This is a genomic window from Paenirhizobium naphthalenivorans, assembly GCF_007992095.1.
GTDB classification, from domain to species: Bacteria; Pseudomonadota; Alphaproteobacteria; order Rhizobiales; family Rhizobiaceae; genus Allorhizobium; species Allorhizobium naphthalenivorans.
Genome location: NZ_BJZP01000001.1, coordinates 301,526 through 319,348, shown reverse-complemented (window position 1 = coordinate 319,348; position 17,823 = coordinate 301,526). Strand labels below are relative to the sequence as shown.

Sequence of the window (17,823 nt, the reverse complement as noted above, 5' to 3'; positions counted from 1 at the left end):
CCCATGAATATTCAACTGAAATCCAAGCCCGTTCGCGCCGCCAATGCCGTCCGCGCCGTCAACTGGAACCGCATCGAGGACGACAAGGATCTTGAGGTCTGGAACCGGCTCACCTCAAATTTCTGGCTGCCGGAAAAGGTGCCGCTGTCGAACGACATTCCCTCTTGGGGCACGCTGAAATCCCAGGAACAGACCCTGACCATCCGCGTCTTCACCGGGCTGACGTTGCTCGACACGATCCAGAACGGCGTCGGTGCCATCAGGCTGATGGCGGACGTGCAGACCTCGCATGAAGAGGCGGTGCTCTCCAACATCTCCTTCATGGAGGCGGTGCATGCGCGCTCCTATTCCTCGATCTTTTCGACCCTGTGCCTGACGCCCGATGTCGATGATGCCTATCGCTGGTCGGAGGAGAACGAATTCCTGCAGCGGAAATCCGCCCTGATCATGGAGCAATATGACGGTGCCGATCCCCTGAAGAAGAAGGTCGCGTCCGTCTTCCTCGAAAGCTTCCTGTTCTATTCGGGCTTCTATCTGCCGATGTACTGGTCGAGCCGGGCGAAGCTGACCAATACCGCCGACCTCATTCGTCTTATCATCCGTGACGAGGCGGTCCATGGCTATTACATCGGCTACAAGTTCCAGCGCGCGCTCGACCGTGAATCGCAAGCGCGGCGCCAGGAGATCAAGGATTTCGCCTTCGACCTGATGCTCGAACTCTACGACAATGAGGCCAAGTATACCGAAGATCTCTACGACGGCGTAGGGTTGACCGAGGACGTCAAGAAATTCCTGCATTACAACGGCAACAAGGCGCTGATGAATCTCGGCTACGAGGCGCTGTTCCCGCCGGAAGCCTGCAAGGTCAACCCGGCGATCCTCTCGGCACTCTCGCCCAATGCCGACGAGAACCACGACTTCTTCTCCGGCTCCGGGTCCTCATATGTCATTGGCAAGGCGGTCGCAACCGAAGACGAGGACTGGGATTTTTGAGGGGACGTATCGGGAGTGGACGTGAACGCTCCACTTGGGTGCGTTCTCTCTACGGCCAATGGAGAGCACAAATGTATACCGCACAACATGAGCCTGCTGCACCGGGACGCAAGGCATGGAACGGCGACCGAACGGTTAGCGTCAATAAACCCATTCACTGCGACGGACCAAGGCGGCGATGATCTACAAGGCGATGGGCAATCTTCGCGCGATACAGATCCTGCTCGGTCACAGCAAGATCGAAAACACGGTCCGACACCTCGGTGTGGATATCGAGGATGCCCTTGAATTGGCGGAGCACACCGAGATCTAGCCTTGTGCGGTTCCGTCTCGGCGGAGCCGTACTCTGGTCGACAGCTGCTGTGGCCAGATTGCTGTCGCGCCTCCATTTCGGCCATTCTCGCTATTGCCCGACCTCTCGAAGCCGACTTTTGTGAGCACGAGACTGGGGCAAAAAACTAGCGCCCACTATCGCATCACCTTCTCGAACAGAAATCCCTCGTCGCCGATGGTATCATCGGAACCGGGATGGTGCGGGTCGGGGTGACGCGTGTGGTGGAACGCGATGATCTTGAAGCCGCATTTGTTGACGTAGAAGTGGATGTTCCTCTTTTCGAAATACGGCGTATGCGTCTGCCAGGTGACGGTCTGCGGATAGCGCGCTTCGATCGCACGCCAGGCCTCGTAACCCAGCCCGTGTCCGTGCTCGCCGACTTTCAGGAAGAAGAGGTCGAGGGTGTTTTGAAGGGTTTCCTGGTTGATGGTCACCACGGCGCCACCGACCTTCTTACCGTCTCGGAGAATGCGCAGCGCTACAGCTCCCGGAGCGTTGATCGATTTGTCGAGATCTTCGTCGGAAGGGATGGGGCCATTCTGTAGCTCGCCGTATTCTTCAACGACGGCAAGAGCAAAGGCCTCCTGAAGCTCCTTCTTAAAGGCAGAAAGATCGTTTGGATCGGCGACAGTGAGGCTAACACTTTGACTGGTCATGACTTCTCTCGGACTGTTCGAGGCGCGGACGGGTGTCACTCATTAGATATGGGCAGCGCAATTCTGCATCACCACCAAGCAACTCTTGACCCCGCATGGCATCGATTGACACCTAGCAAGCCAAGTTTGCGCCTTTGTGGAGGGCGTGTGGAGAATGTGTGGAGCCGGCGGCGCCTGCCGCAGCCGCAAAGCCTGATCTACGGCTCCGGCGCTAGCACGCTGTGCATCAGGAGACCGGCCTTCCAAGTGAAATCTCGAACGTGGCGCCGCCTTTGTCGGAAGGGGCGTAGCGGACCTTGCCGCCATGCGCCTCCACGATGGCGCGAACCACGGACAGGCCGAGGCCATTTCCGCCTTTCTCCAGAGAGCCGGATTGCCCACCCCTTCGGAAGGGTTCGAAAGCCGAGGAAGCGATGTCGGGGGCGAGCCCCGGCCCCTCGTCGGCGATCCGCAAGATCACCCTGTCATTCTCCACCTGCAGGCTGATCTCGACGACGCCACGCACGGCATAGCGACGGGCATTGGTGACGAGCGCGAGAAGCATCTGCCTGATCCGCATCGCGTCCACGGCAACCAGAACATCGGTCAGTTGCAGCCGAAGTTCAAAGCCGTCCTGCTTCAACTCCTGTTCCAGCACCCCTGCGAGCCGCTCGATCTCATCCTTGAGCCGGATGGGCTGAAGACGCAGGTCGAGGTGACCGCTATCGGCCAAGGTGACCGTTCGCAGGTCTTCAACGAGCCGGGCAAGTGAGTCCACTTGCAGCACTAAGGCGTAAAGGGACTTTTCGTCGGGTTCGAACACGCCGTCGATCATGCCCTGAAGGCGGCCCTTCAGGATGGTGAGGGGTGTGCGCAATTCGTGGGCGATCGTGGCATTCCAGAGCGTCATGTCGGACGCCATGTCCTGCAGACGCTGGGCCATGGCATTGAAGTCTTCGACAAGAAGGGCCGTCTCGCCCAGAGAATGGTCGCCGGGAACGGCGCGGGCCGAAAGGTCGCCGTCCTTGATCCGTCTTGCGCTCCCGGCCAGGGATTCCAGAGGCTGAAGAATCCGCCGCGCAAGTCTGACCGACGCGATGGCTGCAACGATCAGCGCGATGAAGATAAGGACGGCCAGGATGATGAAATCAAAGCCCGTCAACCAGTTGTCGGTGTCTTCGGACCAGGGGGAGAAATAGAACAGGATGCTGAATGCGAGGTAGGTCCCGAAAAAGACCAGCAATCCGGCGGCCACAGTGACGGACGCCATCGCAAACAGAATTTGTCGGCTGAGCCCCTTCACGGGTATCATCGATCGACCGCCAGACGGTAGCCGACACCTCTGATGCTGGTCAGCATGCCTTCGCTCCCCGCCTGTTCGAGCTTCTTGCGCAGCTTGCTCAGATGGCTGTCGATGGTCCGGTCCAGCGCATCGGAACCGGGCAGACATGCGTCCACGAGTTCGCTTCGCGAGAAGGCCTTGGTGGGTGTTCTGGCGAGATGCGCCAGCAGCCGGAACTCGGTCAAAGTCAGGGCAAGACTGACCGTCGAGCCGTCCTTTTCAATCGTCGCCTGATAACCGTCGAGATCGATCGTCAGGTTTCCCGCGCGGATCGTCGCGCCTGTCTGGCTCAGGCCCGCGCGCCTCAGCACGGCTCTTGCGCGTGCGACCACCTCGATCGGGTTGAACGGCTTGACGATGTAGTCGTCCGCGCCGATCCGCAGCCCCTGCAAGCGGTCAATGTCTTCATCCAGGGCCGTGATCATGATGACGGGGGTGCGGCCGCGCCTTTGAATCTCGGCGAGAAGCTCCCAGCCATTGAGCCGCGGCATGGTGATATCCGCCAGAACGATGTCGGGCTTCAACGAGCGGTGCAGATCAAGGGCGACTTGACCATCCCGGGCATGCACCGTGCGAAACCCTTCCCGGGTGAAATAGGCCTCAAGAATGCCGGCGATCTCGGGATCGTCTTCGGCGATCAAGACAAGCTCTGCCATGGTCATCGCGCTCCTTGCGACTTCAATGCCACCGAACCGCCTTAGCGTCGAGTGGGCTCGCTTCGCCTCCACACGATCGCAACAGAACCTCCACAAAGCCCCAACGCAACGCTCTTAGAGGGACACCATCAGTTTCTTCCTCAGCAAGATGGATGGTGAACGCCGATGCGAGGCCTAGCGCGTTTTTGGATATTCTACCTGTTGTGCCTGCCGATGTTACTTCTATTCGCATGCAGCGATCAGCCCGACATCGCGACGGATGCATCAGCCGAGGTACAGGCCGCCCGCGTCAGCGTCATGACCGTCCGGCCGCAAGTGGTCACGGTCTACGATGAGCTGCCGGGGCGGGTTTCGGCTTTCCGCACGGCGGAGATCCGGGCACAGGTGAGCGGCATCATCCAGAAGAAACTCTTCGAGGAGGGGGCCTTCATCGACGCAGATACCGCGCTCTTCCAGATCGATCCGGCACCCCTTGCGGCCGATGCCGATGCGGCTGCGGCCGTACTAGCGCGCGCTGAAGCCGAACTCCTGAATGCCAAGGTAAAGTTCGAGCGCGCGGAACTGTTGTTGGCGCAGAAGATCACCAGCGACGAAGCCTTCAACAATGCGACGGCGGCACTGGCCCAGGCCAAGGCGAATGTCGAGGAGGCCAAGGCCAATCTGGCGCGGAGAAAACTGGAACTCGCCAACGCAACCATCCGCAGTCCGATCAGCGGTACCATCGGGCAATCCTTCATGACGGAGGGTGGACTTGCGTCCTCTTCGACGAGCTCGCCTCTCGCCGTGGTTCAGCAGATCGATCAGGTCTATGTGGATGTCCGTCAGTCGTCCATGAGCCTGGAAAGCCTGCGTGAAACCGCCTCCGGTGCGGGGAGGGGCGATACTGAAGAATTGCCGGTCAGGATCAAAACCATAACGGGCAAGCCTTACGGTCATGCCGGACGGGTCCTGTTCTCCGACATCTCGGTCGACAGCGCCACGGGCAGCCTTGGGATCCGTATCCTGGTCCCCAATCCCGAAGAGCAACTCCTTCCCGGCATGTTCATCCGCGCCATGGTTCCGCGCGAAGTCTACGCAGCGGCTCTTCTGGTACCGCAGGAGGCGGTCACGCGCGACCCGGCCGGAAGGCCGGAGCTTACCATTGTCGGTGCGGACAAGACCGGCATGAAACGGTCGATCGAACTGGGACCACTTGTCGACCGAAAATACCTGGTCAAGAGCGGTCTCGCCGCCGGCGAAACCATCGTCGTGCTAGGGCAGGAGCGGGTCGAGAGCGGGCAGCCGCTGGAGACGTCGCCGGCGCAACTCTCCTCCCAAGAGCAGAGCTAAGGAGAGGATGATGCCGCAGTTCTTTATCGACAGGCCGGTCTTTGCCTGGGTCATTGCCATCATGATCGTCATTGCGGGGCTGATCGCCATCCCGCAGCTTCCCGTTTCTCGGTTTCCCGTCATTGCCCCGCCGAGCGTCTCCATCTACGCCACCTACACAGGCGCAACGCCGCAGGTGATCAGCGACAGTGTCACCAGTCTGATTGAGCGGGAGATTTCCGGCGCGAAGGACGTGCTCTATTTCGATTCCGCCGCGGACTCATCCGGATCCGCTACCATCACCGTGACGTTCAAGCCGGGCACCGATCCGGAGCTGGCGCAGGTGGATATTCAGAACCGGCTGAAGGCGGTTGAGCCACGTTTGCCTGAGCAGGTTCGTCGGGCCGGGCTAACCGTGGAGTCAGCCTCTTCCGGCTTCCTGATGATCGTCTCCCTCAAGTCCAAGGACGGTTCGCTCGACGCGCTTGCGCTCGATGATTATCTCGTGCGCAACATCGCTCCGGAACTCAAGCGTGTGGCCGGCGTCGGTCGCGTCCAGTCGTTCGGCTCGGAAGCGGCCATGCGGATCTGGCTAGACCCAACGCGCCTGCTCGCCCACTCCATTTCCATGGCGGAGGTGATGCAGGCGATCCAGTCGCAGAACATCCAGGTGGCGCCGGGGCGTTTGGGGGATGCCCCGACGGTTCCCGGGCAGAAAGTCAGCGTGCCGCTCAACGTCAGGGGCCAGTTGCAGACACCGGAGGAATTCGCGGCCGTCATTCTCCGATCGAATCCCGACGGCTCGCGGTTGCCCCTGGGCGAGATCGCCAGGATCGAGGTGGGATCGCAGTCGTCCAGCTTTGCCATTCTCGACGGCGGCAAGCCGGCAACCGCAGCGGCCATTCAAGTGACGCCGGGCGCCAACGCGGTCAGCACGTCGAGCGGCGTGCGGGCGCGGCTCGCAGAGCTTGCCCTCACCATGCCTGCAGGGATCGACTATGCGATCTCCTATGACACTGCGCCCTTCGTGAAGACCTCGATCCAGAAAGTGGCGCAGACGCTCGGCGAGGCCATGGTGCTCGTATTCCTGATCATGCTGCTGTTCCTGCAGAATATTCGCTACACGCTGATTCCCGCCATCGTCGCCCCGATTGCGCTTCTTGGCACCTTTGCCGTGATGCTGGCGCTCGGCTATTCGATCAATGTCCTGACGATGTTCGGCATGGTTCTCGCGATCGGCATCATCGTCGATGACGCCATCGTGGTGGTCGAAAACGTCGAGCGGCTGATGGCGACCGAGGGTCTTTCGCCCCGTGCGGCGACGCGCAAGGCCATGAGCGAAATCACAGGCGCGGTCATCGGGATCACCCTTGTGCTGACCGCTGTCTTTCTTCCGATGGGGTTTGCCTCCGGCTCTGTTGGGGCGATCTACCGTCAGTTCACGGTATCGATGGCCGTCTCGATCCTCTTTTCCGCATTCCTGGCGCTCAGCCTCACGCCCGCCCTGTGCGCCAGCCTGCTGAAGCCTGTCGACAGCGGTCACCATCAGCGAAAGGGCTTCTTCGGTTGGTTCAACCGTGGTTTCGACCGCTTGACGCAGCGTTACACGAGCTGGATTGCCCGACTTGTGCACAAGACCGGCAGAGTGATGTTCGTCTATCTGACGATCCTCGGCGCGGTGGCCTATGGATATACCACGCTGGCGACCACATTCGTGCCGGAGGAAGACCAGGGCTCGTTCATGACGTCCTTCACGCTGCCGGCAGAGGCAACGGCGGAACGCACGCGCGATGTGGTCGATCTCTTCGAGAAGCATGTGCAGACGCGATCGGATATCGTCAACAACCTGACGATCATGGGCTTCGGCTTCTCAGGTTCCGGCCCCAATACGGCCATGTCGTTTACGACCCTAAAGGATTGGGACCAGCGTTCGACAAGCGTGGACGAGGAGTTGAATGCCGCGGCAGAAGCTATGGCCGCTGCGAACGAAGGTGAGGTCTTCAGCCTGAAGCCGCCGGCGATCGAGGAACTGGGCACGACATCCGGCTTTTCGCTGAGGCTCCAGGATCGGGCCAACCATGGAGAGAAGGCGCTTGCCGCCGCCGCCGCCCAACTCACGCAGCTCGCATCGCAGAGCAAGCGGCTCAGCGACGTCCGTGTCGACGGGCTTCCCAGCGGTCCGAGCGTCACGCTCGAGGTCGACCGCCAGAAGGCCAGCGCCCTCGGGATCGCCTATTCCATGATCAGCGATACGCTGGGCGGCGCCGTGGGCTCGACCTATGTCAACGACTTCCCGCGCGACGGCCGGTTACAGCAGGTCATCGTCCAGGCAGAGCCGGCAAGCCGCATGCAGGTGGATGACATTCTCAACCTGCATGTGCGAAGCGACACCGGCAAGATGGTACACCTTTCGGAGATCGTGACACCTGAATGGGCGACCATCCCGCTGCAGGTCACACGCTACAATGGATACCCGTCGATCAGCATTTCCGGTTCTGCGGCACAGGGTGTTTCAAGTGGCCACGCCATGGACGAGATCGAGCAACTGGCGCTCACCCTTCCCAAGGGGTTTGCTGTCGAATGGACGGGGCAATCTCTCCAGGAGCGGCAATCCGGAGCTCAGGCCCCGATGTTGATGGCCTTCTCGTTCCTGATCGTTTTCCTGGTGCTGGCGGCACTCTACGAAAGCTGGACGGTGCCGCTCTCCGTCATGCTCGTTGTGCCGCTCGGCGTGATCGGGGCCGTGATCACGGTCCATCTGCGCGGCCTGGAAAACGATGTGTTCTTCAAGGTCGGCCTGATCACCCTGATCGGCCTTTCCGCGAAGAATGCGGTGTTGATCGTGGAGTTTGCCCGCAAACGCCAAAGGGATGGTCAGGGTCTCGCCGAAGCCGTCGTTGAAGCCGCGCGTCTGCGCCTTCGCCCCATCGTCATGACATCTCTCGCCTTTACGCTGGGTGTCGTGCCGCTGGTGATCGCGTCAGGCCCAAGCTCGGAAACCCAGAATGCCATCGGAACCGGCCTGTTCGGCGGAATGATCTCCGGCACGGTTCTGGCGGTGTTCTTCGTCCCGGTTTTCTACGTCGTCGTCACGCGTTTCGGGCGCCGCCGGGACCGGCTGCAGGCGCTATCCAATGACATCTAGCCAAGGCTCTATTCTAAGACCGGTAATTTGCTCCCTTGGCAAGACCGCTTCCGTCGTCCACGCGACAGGAGCGGACTGGCCGCTGGCGGCCCCATTATGGTCGTTACCGAATCCACGCGGGATGCGCTGCATGCGCAAGAGCAACCCGCCAACGCGAAGCAAAAAAACAATGTGGGTGTTTTTGTGGGTCGCCTTGCGTCACACTCGGATTAACTTATTTAAATCAATATGTTTGACGATTAAATGGCGGAGGAGGTGGGATTCGAACCCACGGTACGGTCTCCCGCACGCCGGTTTTCAAGACCGGTTCCTTAAACCGCTCGGACACTCCTCCGGACCACCGCCTTATGCGCAATGCTGCTGTGCTTTGCAAGACCATTTGCAGGAACTGAACATGCCTGTGCCCCAGAAATAGGCGACAGCCCGGCGGCCTGACTGGCAAGGCTGAGACCAGCATGTGCTTTCAGCATGGGCTGAAATTTATTGGCAATGCATTAACCATGCCGCAAGGTTGACCGAATAGATGGAGCCAACTGTTCGCATTTCTGCCATGTTGTGGCCGATTTACTGCACCGTATCAGGACGGTCGGCGACTTGCTTGGAGGCAGGTGGTAGTGGCAGGGGGCCGCGACCGAATCATTGGCAAGTAGGGCATATGGAATTCAGGTTCGCAGGCAGAGCTTTGATCAGCGGGGCCCAATGGCTCGCATTGACGGTTGCCTGTGTCAGCCTTGCGTCCTGTGCGACGACCGGTGACAAGGGCAACGGAAAGCAGAAGCGCTCGAAGGAGTATTTCGCCGAATCCGAATATGGCGTGAAGGCAAGCCCGCGCCTGATCACCAGCGGCCCGGTTCCCAAGGGGGGCGGGCGCTACATGGTCGGCAAGCCCTACACCGTCAAGGGCAAGGTCTATGTCCCGAAGGACAATCCCGCCTATGATCAGACGGGGATAGCCTCGTGGTACGGATCGGCTTTCCATGGCCGCCAGACCGCCAATGGTGAGCTCTACGATCAGTTTCATCTGTCAGCGGCGCATCCGACCCTGCCGCTGCCGAGCTACGCCCGCGTCACCAATCTGGAGAACGGCAGTTCGGTGGTGGTTCGCGTCAACGACCGTGGTCCGTTCCATCCCGGTCGCCTCATCGATCTGTCGAACAAGACCGCCGACCTGCTGGACCTTCAGCACAGCGGTACCGGCAAGGTTCGTGTGCAATATGTCGGGCCGGCGCGAATGGACGGACATGACATGCCCTATCTCATGGCGTCCTACGTCAAGAAGGGCGACCGCTCGCCGGGCATAAACCCGCAGGGGCAGATCGCCAGCGGCGTCATGGTCGCCTCGGCCGACAATTCTGTGATGCCGATGGCGCCTGCCTACACCGCGTCGACGATGACCAGCCTCGCCGGGCCGACGCCGTCCGCGCCCTATCCTGCGACGACGCCGTCGGCTACCGCTGTCGCGGCTTTCGACCAGTTCGTCCTCCTGCCGGACTTTGGCCCCATGCCTGGCCAGCGTCCACTCGACGGCCACTATCTGACCGTGCCGTCCGGCAGTGCGGCTTCGGCCTTTGCTGCGGAAGCGGAGCCTGCGCCCTCCGCGCTTGCCATCGACGCGATTATGGTGCGCAATGAGGATCTGACGGAGGCGTCGATTCTGGCTTCGGTCGCGCGCGGCGCCATCAAGCTCTCGCCGCAGCGCTAGAAAACAGGGCAAGCATAGTCCCGCATTTGCGGCACGGCCCAAGGGGCGATGAACAGAAGTGGACCATGCGATATAGTCTTGCCCTAGCTTTCCTGTTCGTCGCCTTCGTCCTTTCTACCCCCGCCCATGCGCAGAAGGCGCCGGACCCGCTGTTCGATACCAAGGCTGAGCAGGCCCTGCTGATCGAGGCCTCGACCGGCACCGTGCTGCTTTCCAAGAAGGAGAACACTGCGATTCCGCCAGCGTCACTGGCCAAGCTGATGACGCTCGAGGTTGTCTTCGACGCCATACGGCGCGGCGAAATCGGGCTGGATACCAGCTACCGGGTCTCCGAGCATGCCTGGCGCACCGGCGGCGCTCCATCACGCACCGCCACGATGTTCGCGGCGCTGAAATCGGAGGTGCGCGTCGAGGACCTGCTGAAGGGCATTGCGGTGCAGATGGCGAACGATGCCTGCATCATCCTGGCCGAAGGCATGGAGGGCAGCGAGGAGAAATTCGCTGTACGGATGAACGAGCGGGCCAAGGCCATCGGTCTTCGGGCCAGTCACTTCGCCAATTCGACTGGCTTGCCCAATCCGGACAACAGCACGACGTTATCTGACATGATCCTTTTGGCGCGGCACCTTCAGCAGACCTATCCCGAACTCTATCGCCTGTTCAGCCTGCCGGACTTCGAATGGAACAAGATTTTCCAGCGCAACCGCAACCCGCTGCTTGGACACAGCGCCGGTGTGGATGGACTAGCCACCGGCTTTGCCGAGGAAAGCGGCTATGCGCTGGTCGCATCCGCTGAGCGTGACGGACGCCGCTTGTTCCTGGCGATCGGTGGCATGACGAACAACAAGGAGCGCGCGGAGGAAGCCAGCCGGCTATTGGACTGGGGCTTTTCCGCCTTCGCCATGCGTCCGCTTTTTCCCGCCGGTGCCACGATCGGTGCGGCAAGCGTTTATGGCGGTGACAGCAGCAAGGTTGACCTCATTGCCGCCGGGCCGGTGGACGTCTACGTGGCGACCAACGATCCGGAACGGTTGCAGGCACGGATCGTCTATCACTGGCCGCTGCGCGCGCCCGTGCCCGCCGGTTCGGACGTCGGTGTGCTGAGGATTTCGCAAGGCGCACGGCTGTTGCGCGAGGTCGGGCTGAAGAGTGCCACCACGGTCGGGGAGGGCACGCTACGGCAAAAGGCCGGCGACGCGCTTTTCGAACTGCTGTTCTTCTGGTTGTAGGACCGCGCAAGGCGGTTTCGCGCGCCTGTGGAATGCGCTAAACAGGGCGAAACGGTCGTGGCGGCCGCAACAGCAGGGCGAGAAGATTGTCGACGGGTGCCGGATTATTCGTGAGTTTCGAGGGGGGCGAGGGGGCCGGCAAGTCGACCCAGATTCGCCGCCTCGCCGATCACTTGCGCCGCAAGGGCATAGACGTCATCACGACGCGGGAGCCAGGCGGTTCGCCCGGTGCGGAGGCGCTGCGTCACGTGCTGCTGTCCGGCGCGGCCGAACCTTACGGCATCCGCATGGAGGCGCTGCTGTTCGCCGCTGCGCGTAACGACCATGTCGAGACGGTGATTCGTCCGGCGCTGGCCAAGGGCTTCGTCGTACTGTGTGACCGCTTCATGGATTCCTCGCGTGTTTATCAAGGTGTCACCGGCAATCTTGAGGCCACATTCATCGATGCGCTGGAGCGCATCGCCGTGAACGGGGTCGTGCCGGACCTGACGCTGGTGCTCGACCTTCCGGCCGCGGCCGGGCTGGAGCGGGCGCGCGGCCGGCTGGCGGCCGACGAAAGTGCGGACGCGGTGCCGGACCGCTTCGAGCGTGAGGAAGTCGACACCCATGAAAAACGCCGACAGGCCTTTCTCGACATCGCCGCCGCCCAGCCGGAGCGTTGTCGCGTGATCGACGCCAATCGCACCGTTGGCGAGATCGCCGAGAGCGTTGCAGAGCAAGTGCGGCCGCTGCTTGCCCGCCTCAGGTCGGTGAACCGGCCGGAAACGGTTGACGCCGAATGAGCGAGGAGCGTCACGGGGTTCTGGACGGGGCGATCGCGCCGGCTGTCAATACGCGGCTCTTCGGCCATGAGGCGGCGGAAGAGTTTCTGGCCCGCACCTATCGTTCAGGCAAGGGACACCACGCCATTCTGATAGAAGGGCCAGAGGGAATCGGTAAGGCCACGCTTGCCTTCCGCTTCGCCAATCATGTGCTGAGCCATCCCGACCCGGCGACGGCTCCGGAGCGGATCGCCGATCCGGAGGCAGGCTCGATCGTCAGCCGGCAGATTGCTTCCGGCGCCAGCCACAATCTCCTTTATCTCAGCCGGCCGGTCGATGAGAAAACCGGCAAGGTACGCAGCGCGATTACCGTCGACGAGGTCAGGCGAGCCGGACATTTCTTCTCGCAGACGTCGGGCACCGGAAGCTGGCGCATCGTCATCATCGATCCTGCCGACGACCTGAACCGCAACGCGGCCAATGCGATCCTGAAGATCCTCGAGGAGCCGCCGAAGAGGGCGATGTTTCTGGTTCTGTCGCATGCGCCTGGCAAGTTGCTGCCGACCATCCGCTCGCGCTGTCTGCCGCTGAAACTCTCCGCATTGTCGGAGGCGGCGATGCGAAAGGCGCTCGGCCAGCTCGGTCTGGCGATCCCCGAGGACCAGGCCGGGACGGTGCTTTCGCTTTCCAAGGGCAGTGTGGCGCAGGCGCTCAAACTCGCCAACTACGGCGGCGCCGACATCATCGAGGCCTTCCGCAAGCTGCTGGGGGAGCAGGGGCCAGCGGCGCGCAAGACAATGTACAAGCTGGCCGAGGCCCTGAGCGCCAAGGACAGTGACGTGACCTTTGGTTTCTTCACCGAGCACCTCGGCGAGTTCCTGATGGAGCAGGCCCGCACCGCCGCACTTTCCGGTGAACTTGCCCGCGCCGAGCACTATGCCCGGCTTTCCTCGTCGGTGACCGAACAACTGGGCATCGCCAGCGCCTATAATCTCGAGCGCAAGCAGACCATCCTCGACATTCTCGCCGCCGTCACCGCCTAGGGCTGGTGACGAGGCTACCGCGCCGCCATCACGGCCGTGCAGGGCAGGGCTTCGATAAAACTGCTGTTTCTAATGGCGCAAGAATGCTCTAAGAACCGGCAATACTCCCACAGACGTAATCGACGCGGATCACAAGACCGACATGAAAGACACCTACTTCATCACCACTGCCATCGCTTATCCGAACGGCAAGCCGCATATCGGCCATGCCTACGAGCTGATCGCCACCGACGCCATGGCGCGGTTCCAGCGGCTCGACGGGAAGGACGTCTTCTTCCTTACCGGGACCGACGAGCATGGCCAGAAGATGCAGCAGACGGCTCGGGCCGAAGGGGTCGCCGTCGAGGATCTCGCCAAGCGCAATTCCGACGAATTCCGCGCCATGGGGCAAATGTTGAACGCGTCGAACGACGATTTCATCCGCACCACCGAACCGCGCCATCACCAGACCGTGCAGGAAGTCTGGCGCCGGATGGCGGCGAACGGCGACATCTACAAGGATAGCTACTCCGGCTGGTATTCGGTTCGCGACGAGGCCTACTACCAGGAAGAAGAGACCGAAGTGCGCCCCGACGGCATCCGCTACGGGCCCCAGGGCACGCCGGTCGAATGGGTCGAGGAAGAGAGCTATTTCTTCCGCCTGTCGGCCTATGGGGACAAGCTGCTCAAGCTCTATGAGGACCAGCCCGATTTCATTGGTCCGAACGAGCGCCGCAACGAGGTGATCTCCTTCGTCAAGTCCGGACTCAAGGACCTGTCGATTTCGCGCACCACCTTCGACTGGGGCATCAAGGTGCCGGATGATCCTAAGCATGTGATGTATGTCTGGGTCGACGCTCTGACCAATTACATCACCGCGACCGGCTATGTCGAAGACGTAAACGGCCCGCGGGCGAAATATTGGCCCTGCGACGCCCACATCATCGGCAAGGACATCATCCGCTTCCACGCGGTTTACTGGCCAGCCTTCCTTATGTCGGCGGGCCTGCCGCTGCCCAAGCGCGTCTATGCCCACGGCTTCCTGCTCAACAAGGGCGAGAAGATGTCGAAGTCGCTTGGCAACGTCGTCGACCCGGTCGATCTGGTCAACCATTTCGGCCTCGACCAGGTGCGCTATTTCTTCCTGCGCGAAGTCTCGTTCGGCCATGACGGAAGCTATAGCGCCGAGGCGATCGCTACCCGTATCAACGCCGATCTGGCCAACGGCATCGGCAATCTCGCCAGCCGCTCGCTGTCGATGATCGCCAAGAACTGCGACGGCAAGATCCCGGCGCCGGGTCCGCTGACCGAGGCCGACACGGCGATGCTCTCGATCGCTGACGCCATGCTTGCCACCTGCCGCGAGGAGATGGCCCAGCAGGCGATCCACAAGGCCGTCGCCACCATCATCGGCACGGTCAACGAGGCCGACCGCTATTTCGCCGCGCAGGAGCCCTGGGTGCTGCGCAAGACGGACGTGCCGCGCATGGAGACCGTGCTCTATGTCACCGCCGAAGTGGTGCGCCAGATCGCCATCCTGTTCCAGCCGATCATGCCGGCCTCGGCCGAAAAGCTGCTCGATCTCGTGGCCGTGCCGGAGGAAAAGCGCAACTTCGCTTATCTCGGCGAGGCCGGCCGCCTGACGCCCGGCACGGAACTCCAGGCCCCCGCGCCGGTCTTCCCGCGTTACGTCGCCCCGGAAACGGATACGAAGGCTTGATTCACCAATGTTGATCGATAGCCATTGCCACCTCGACTTCGCCGATTTCGACGCGGAACGCGACGAACTGGTCACCCGAGCCCATGAGGCCGGCGTCGGCCAGATGGTGACGATCTCGACCCGGGTCAAAAGGCTCGACACGCTGCTGGCGTTGACGGAACGCTATCCGAGCGTTTTTTGTTCGGTCGGAACGCATCCGAACAATGCCGACGAGGAGCTGGACGTCACGGCTGACGATTTCGTCCGTCTGGCCGAAAGCCACGACAAAATCGTCGCGATCGGCGAATGCGGGCTCGACTATTTCTACGACACGCAGAAGCCGGAGGACCAAAAGATTGGTTTTCTGCGCCAGATCGAAGCCTCGCGCCGCACTCAGTTGCCGCTGGTCATCCATAGCCGCAGCGCTGACGAGGATATGGCGGCGATCCTGACTGAGGAAACAGGGAAGGGGGCCTTCCCTTTCATCCTGCACTGCTTTTCGTCCGGTGAAGCGCTGGCCAGGACCGGCATCGAGCTCGGGGGCTATGTGTCCTTCTCCGGCATCCTGACCTTCCCCAAGTCGACCGAACTGCGCGACATCGCCAAGGGCCTGCCGCTCGACAGGCTACTCGTCGAGACCGACGCTCCGTATCTGGCGCCGAAGCGCTGGCGCGGCAAGCGCAACGAGCCGTCCTATGTGGTCAACACCGCCGAGGTCCTGGCCGAGACCATGGGCGTCAGCTTTGACGAGATGGCACGGATCACCACCGAAAACGCATTCCGCATCTTTTCCAAGATGCCGAGGCTTTGAGCATGATCTACCGCCGCCGCTTCACCATCCTCGGATGTGCGTCGTCGCCGGGTGTGCCGCGTATCAACGGCGATTGGGGCGCCTGTGATCCGAACAATCCGCGCAACCGGCGCACCCGCGCGTCCTTCATGGTGCAGCAGATCGCCCCGGACGGTGGTATGACGACGGTGATCGTCGACACCGGACCGGACTTTCGCGAGCAGATGATCACGGCCAAGGTCCAGCATGTCGATGCGGCGATCTATACCCATGCCCACGCCGACCATCTGCACGGTATCGATGACCTGCGCGGCTATTTCGTCATGCAGAAGAACCGTATTCCGATCTATGCCGAGGCGGAAACCATGGCGCGTATCCGCCAGGGTTTTGGCTATTGTCTCGAGACGCCGGCCGGCAGCAATTACCCGCCGATCGTACAGCCGATCGTTATCGAGGACCTGTCCAGCCCGGTGGAGATCACCGGCAAGGGCGGTACCATTCGCTTCCAACCGCTCGTCCAGCGACACGGCGACATTGCCTCGCTCGGCCTCAGGATCGGCGATGTGGCCTATTGCTGCGACGTCAGTGATTTTCCGCGGGAGACCGTGGCCAAGCTGTCAGGTCTCGATGTGCTGGTCATCGACGCATTGCAATACCGGCACCACCCAAGCCATCTGTCGCTGGAACAGGCGCTTGACTGGATCGAGCAGTTGAAGCCGCGCCAGGCCTATCTCACGCACATGCATATTCCGCTGGATTACGAGACCGTCATGGGCGAAACGCCGCCGCATGTGGAACCAGCCTATGACCAGCTCGTCTTCGAGGCCGACATAGCCGAGAGCCAATTGTGATCGCAGATCAGGAAGATTGCACAAAGAATTGAAAAAATTGGTTTTTCGGAGTTCTGTCCGGTGCAAAACACAAGCGCCAAGCGTCTCGGACAACTGCGACAGCTGGCTAAAAGAGCTGTCTGTATCGGCCTGAATGGGCCTTTCAGCTCGGTACCGGCATAGTGATTAGTTCCATAATCTATCTTATGCGATCTTGATGTGTGGCTGTCATTTGGCCATGCGACAGTTCGGTCAACTAGAATGCGGCAACATCATCGCCGTCAGGACAAGCTTGACCAGGCGACCGGAACTGAAGCCCCCGGCTCCACTGACAACCGGCCCATAGCTCAATGCCACGATAATTGCGATGATCTCCTCAGGGCTTCCTGGCATCCGCTGTTCGGGAAAAAATGGTCGAAGAGCTTCACCAACGGCGTACCAGTTCTTTTTGAAAAGCCGAGTGTATCGCTCGTCCAGAGTGCCATTCTGCTTTGCCAGCTGCATGACCTCCATCATCAAGACCACCAAGTCCTGTGATTGACTTCGCTCCTCCGCCCAGCGTGAAACCGCCTCGATCGCGTCGGACGCGTTCGAGGCGCCCTCGATCTTAGCAATCAACTTAGGCGTCACATCGTCGGCCTGTGAGGCGATAATCTCCAGGAAAATCTGCTCCTTCGATGAGAAATGGGCGTAAAAGGCTCCTCGCGAAAAGCCTGCCTGCTCGGCGATGCCGTCAATCGTTGCAGCTGAAAACCCGACTTTTAAGAACGTTTGGAGAGCTGAGTTGATCAGCTTGTTTCGGGTAATAGCCATGGTTTCGGCTCTGGATAGACGCGCCATCTCTCTGTCTCGCTGAGAATTCCTCCATTGTTGATATCTGAGCCAAATCCAGATTCATAGTGTACTCAAATTGACATTTCTAAATTCATATTGTATCTGAATACAATTCGTATCTGTTGTTTTTCATAGAGGATAGGCATTTGCAGCGCCCCCAGTCCCGGCCGACTTCTCCACACCTTACGATCTGGCGCTGGCAGGTCTGGGCCATCTCGTCAATCACTCACAGGATAACGGGGATTGGCCTCTACATCGTCGGTATCGGAATGTTCACGTGGTACCTGATGGCGGCTGCAATGGGTCCGAACAGCTACGCGACGTTCGTTTCTTTTGCCGGCGGTTGGCTTGGCCAACTGATACTTGTCGGCCTCACATGGTCGTTGTTCCAGCACATGTCGTCAGGCATTCGGCACTTTTTTATGGATGTTGGAAAGGGCTATGGGCGCACAGCATCAAGTCGGTCGGCGGCGGCAACGTTTATATGCTCACTGGCCATCACTGCTGTATTCTGGAGCTACATCTGGATACGCTGAAGCGCCT

Annotated in this window: 15 protein-coding genes, 1 tRNA gene and 1 pseudogene; 12 read left to right on the top strand and 5 right to left on the bottom strand. The window is 60.8% G+C overall.

All coding sequences use genetic code 11. The features are described 5' to 3' along the window. The first annotated feature begins 3 nt into the window (after positions 1-3). Both nrdF and RNA01_RS01470 read left to right on the top strand, forming a co-directional pair. Positions 4-993: a class 1b ribonucleoside-diphosphate reductase subunit beta gene (nrdF, locus tag RNA01_RS01475; RefSeq protein WP_147178163.1), complete on the top strand. Its 990-nt coding sequence runs from the start codon at positions 4-6 to the stop codon at positions 991-993. Between the two features lie 148 nt (positions 994-1,141). After that, positions 1,142-1,306: pseudogene (locus RNA01_RS01470) on the top strand (integrase); the annotation flags it as partial. A 155-nt stretch (positions 1,307-1,461) separates the two neighbouring features. Here the strand turns inward: RNA01_RS01470 and RNA01_RS01465 are convergent. From RNA01_RS01465 to RNA01_RS01455, 3 genes are all read right to left on the bottom strand, one after another. Next, a complete protein-coding gene (locus tag RNA01_RS01465; protein WP_147178162.1) occupies positions 1,462-1,983 on the bottom strand; it encodes an N-acetyltransferase in 522 nt (173 codons plus the stop codon). Positions 1,984-2,209: 226 nt separating this feature from the next. Beyond that, positions 2,210-3,274 (bottom strand): ATP-binding protein, encoded by a 1,065-nt coding sequence (locus RNA01_RS01460; protein WP_147178161.1) that lies wholly within the window; start codon positions 3,272-3,274, stop codon positions 2,210-2,212. Next, positions 3,271-3,960 carry a response regulator gene (locus tag RNA01_RS01455; protein WP_147178160.1) on the bottom strand — a complete coding sequence of 230 codons (690 nt, stop codon included), beginning with the start codon at positions 3,958-3,960 and terminating at the stop codon, positions 3,271-3,273. The genes RNA01_RS01460 and RNA01_RS01455 overlap by 4 nt, the downstream gene beginning before the upstream one ends. 213 nt (positions 3,961-4,173) lie before the next feature. Here RNA01_RS01455 and RNA01_RS01450 point away from each other — a divergent pair, with 213 nt between their 5' ends. Then, positions 4,174-5,289: an efflux RND transporter periplasmic adaptor subunit gene (locus RNA01_RS01450; protein ID WP_235916343.1), complete on the top strand. Its 1,116-nt coding sequence runs from the start codon at positions 4,174-4,176 to the stop codon at positions 5,287-5,289. 10 nt (positions 5,290-5,299) lie between these two features. Continuing rightward, positions 5,300-8,413, top strand: coding sequence for a multidrug efflux RND transporter permease subunit (locus RNA01_RS01445; protein WP_147178158.1), 3,114 nt, complete (start codon positions 5,300-5,302; stop codon positions 8,411-8,413). Between the two features lie 244 nt (positions 8,414-8,657). Here the strand turns inward: RNA01_RS01445 and RNA01_RS01440 are convergent. Then, positions 8,658-8,747 (bottom strand) — tRNA-Ser (locus RNA01_RS01440). 321 nt (positions 8,748-9,068) lie between these two features. On the opposite strand from RNA01_RS01440, the gene RNA01_RS01435 reads away from it, so the two are divergent. The 7 genes from RNA01_RS01435 to RNA01_RS01405 all read left to right on the top strand — a co-directional run bounded on the left by RNA01_RS01435 (position 9,069) and on the right by RNA01_RS01405 (position 16,467). Continuing rightward, positions 9,069-10,115 (top strand): septal ring lytic transglycosylase RlpA family protein, encoded by a 1,047-nt coding sequence (locus RNA01_RS01435; RefSeq protein ID WP_147178157.1) that lies wholly within the window; start codon positions 9,069-9,071, stop codon positions 10,113-10,115. A 65-nt stretch (positions 10,116-10,180) separates the two neighbouring features. Further along, positions 10,181-11,344 (top strand): D-alanyl-D-alanine carboxypeptidase family protein, encoded by a 1,164-nt coding sequence (locus RNA01_RS01430; protein ID WP_147178156.1) that lies wholly within the window; start codon positions 10,181-10,183, stop codon positions 11,342-11,344. Between the two features lie 86 nt (positions 11,345-11,430). Beyond that, the gene (gene tmk / locus RNA01_RS01425) at positions 11,431-12,126 is read left to right on the top strand and encodes a dTMP kinase (RefSeq protein WP_147178155.1); all 696 of its coding nucleotides are present in this window, start codon (positions 11,431-11,433) and stop codon (positions 12,124-12,126) included. Then, complete coding sequence (locus RNA01_RS01420) at positions 12,123-13,148, top strand: DNA polymerase III subunit delta' (RefSeq protein ID WP_147178154.1); 1,026 nt, start codon at positions 12,123-12,125, stop codon at positions 13,146-13,148. The genes tmk and RNA01_RS01420 overlap by 4 nt, the downstream gene beginning before the upstream one ends. A gap of 142 nt (positions 13,149-13,290) precedes the next feature. Further along, the gene (gene metG / locus RNA01_RS01415) at positions 13,291-14,847 is read left to right on the top strand and encodes a methionine--tRNA ligase (protein WP_147178153.1); all 1,557 of its coding nucleotides are present in this window, start codon (positions 13,291-13,293) and stop codon (positions 14,845-14,847) included. Between the two features lie 7 nt (positions 14,848-14,854). Then, the gene (locus RNA01_RS01410; RefSeq protein ID WP_147178152.1) at positions 14,855-15,637 is read left to right on the top strand and encodes a TatD family hydrolase; all 783 of its coding nucleotides are present in this window, start codon (positions 14,855-14,857) and stop codon (positions 15,635-15,637) included. A 2-nt stretch (positions 15,638-15,639) separates the two neighbouring features. Continuing rightward, positions 15,640-16,467, top strand: a complete 828-nt coding sequence (locus tag RNA01_RS01405; protein ID WP_147178151.1) for an MBL fold metallo-hydrolase — start codon at positions 15,640-15,642, stop codon at positions 16,465-16,467. Positions 16,468-16,698: 231 nt separating this feature from the next. Here RNA01_RS01405 and RNA01_RS01400 read toward each other — a convergent pair whose 3' ends face one another. After that, positions 16,699-17,259 (bottom strand): TetR/AcrR family transcriptional regulator, encoded by a 561-nt coding sequence (locus tag RNA01_RS01400; protein WP_170253319.1) that lies wholly within the window; start codon positions 17,257-17,259, stop codon positions 16,699-16,701. Positions 17,260-17,426: 167 nt separating this feature from the next. Here RNA01_RS01400 and sdhC point away from each other — a divergent pair, with 167 nt between their 5' ends. Next, complete coding sequence (gene sdhC, locus RNA01_RS01395; protein WP_147178149.1) at positions 17,427-17,816, top strand: succinate dehydrogenase, cytochrome b556 subunit; 390 nt, start codon at positions 17,427-17,429, stop codon at positions 17,814-17,816. Positions 17,817-17,823 lie beyond the last annotated feature (7 nt).

Bases quoted from the DNA above. Each gene is read 5' to 3' on its own strand.
- RNA01_RS01420 (WP_147178154.1), top strand. From the start codon at position 12,123: ATGAGCGAGGAGCGTCACGGGGTTCTGGACGGGGCGATCGCGCCGGCT.
- RNA01_RS01435 (WP_147178157.1), top strand. From the start codon at position 9,069: ATGGAATTCAGGTTCGCAGGCAGAGCTTTGATCAGCGGGGCCCAATGG.
- RNA01_RS01455 (WP_147178160.1), bottom strand. From the start codon at position 3,960: ATGGCAGAGCTTGTCTTGATCGCCGAAGACGATCCCGAGATCGCCGGC.
- RNA01_RS01430 (WP_147178156.1), top strand. From the start codon at position 10,181: ATGCGATATAGTCTTGCCCTAGCTTTCCTGTTCGTCGCCTTCGTCCTT.
- RNA01_RS01465 (WP_147178162.1), bottom strand. From the start codon at position 1,983: ATGACCAGTCAAAGTGTTAGCCTCACTGTCGCCGATCCAAACGATCTT.
- metG (WP_147178153.1), top strand. From the start codon at position 13,291: ATGAAAGACACCTACTTCATCACCACTGCCATCGCTTATCCGAACGGC.
- RNA01_RS01445 (WP_147178158.1), top strand. From the start codon at position 5,300: ATGCCGCAGTTCTTTATCGACAGGCCGGTCTTTGCCTGGGTCATTGCC.
- RNA01_RS01460 (WP_147178161.1), bottom strand. From the start codon at position 3,274: ATGATACCCGTGAAGGGGCTCAGCCGACAAATTCTGTTTGCGATGGCG.
- RNA01_RS01400 (WP_170253319.1), bottom strand. From the start codon at position 17,259: ATGGCTATTACCCGAAACAAGCTGATCAACTCAGCTCTCCAAACGTTC.
- RNA01_RS01405 (WP_147178151.1), top strand. From the start codon at position 15,640: ATGATCTACCGCCGCCGCTTCACCATCCTCGGATGTGCGTCGTCGCCG.
- RNA01_RS01410 (WP_147178152.1), top strand. From the start codon at position 14,855: ATGTTGATCGATAGCCATTGCCACCTCGACTTCGCCGATTTCGACGCG.
- RNA01_RS01450 (WP_235916343.1), top strand. From the start codon at position 4,174: ATGTTACTTCTATTCGCATGCAGCGATCAGCCCGACATCGCGACGGAT.
- nrdF (WP_147178163.1), top strand. From the start codon at position 4: ATGAATATTCAACTGAAATCCAAGCCCGTTCGCGCCGCCAATGCCGTC.